1 tRNA gene and 1 rRNA gene are annotated in these 723 nt (G+C 44.1%); both read right to left on the bottom strand.

Going from position 1 to position 723, the window contains the following annotated elements:
* Window positions 1-344, bottom strand: a 16S ribosomal RNA gene (locus QM460_RS10450); the annotation flags it as partial.
* A 241-nt stretch (window positions 345-585) separates the two neighbouring features.
* Window positions 586-657: transfer RNA gene (locus QM460_RS10445), tRNA-Glu, on the bottom strand.
* Window positions 658-723 lie beyond the last annotated feature (66 nt).

Below are 723 nucleotides of genomic sequence, written 5' to 3'. Positions count from 1 at the left end.
AGTCTGGGCCGTGTCTCAGTCCCAGTGTGGCCGATCACCCTCTCAGGTCGGCTATGTATCGTCGCCTTGGTGAGCCGTTACCTCACCAACTAGCTAATACAACGCAGGTCCATCTGGTAGTGATGCAATTGCACCTTTCAAGCAGATATCATGCAATATCTACTGTTATGCGGTATTAGCTATCGTTTCCAATAGTTATCCCCCGCTACCAGGCAGGTTACCTACGCGTTACTCACCCGTTCGCAACTCATCCGGAGAAGCAAGCTCCTCCTTCAGCGTTCTACTTGCATGTATTAGGCACGCCGCCAGCGTTCGTCCTGAGCCAGGATCAAACTCTCATTAAAAGTTTGAGTTCTCACTCATTTCTGTCACTGACAGATTTATTGTTTTTTCATTGTTCAGTACTACAACCTTAGTTGTAGTGCCCTGCACATTGGTTCGTCTTGTTCAGTTTTCAAAGGTCTTTGTCACTCACTTCTCTCAAGTGACAACTATATTAGTATATCACAGCCGCTTTCGCTTGTCAACACTTTTTTGAAACTTTTTTTAATTTTTTTCATCTAGTGTTTTATCTGCTTCATACTATAGTCCGTACGGGATTCGAACCCGTGTTACCGCCGTGAAAAGGCGGTGTCTTAACCCCTTGACCAACGGACCGGAGTTGTTATTTTCAACTCTTACTATTATACCGACTTTTCTTACTTTGTCAACACCTTTTTTTAA

The organism is Streptococcus infantis (genome assembly GCF_047464415.1).
Taxonomy (GTDB): Bacteria; Bacillota; Bacilli; order Lactobacillales; family Streptococcaceae; genus Streptococcus; species Streptococcus infantis_AE.
This window is presented reverse-complemented; position numbering and strand designations above follow the sequence as displayed.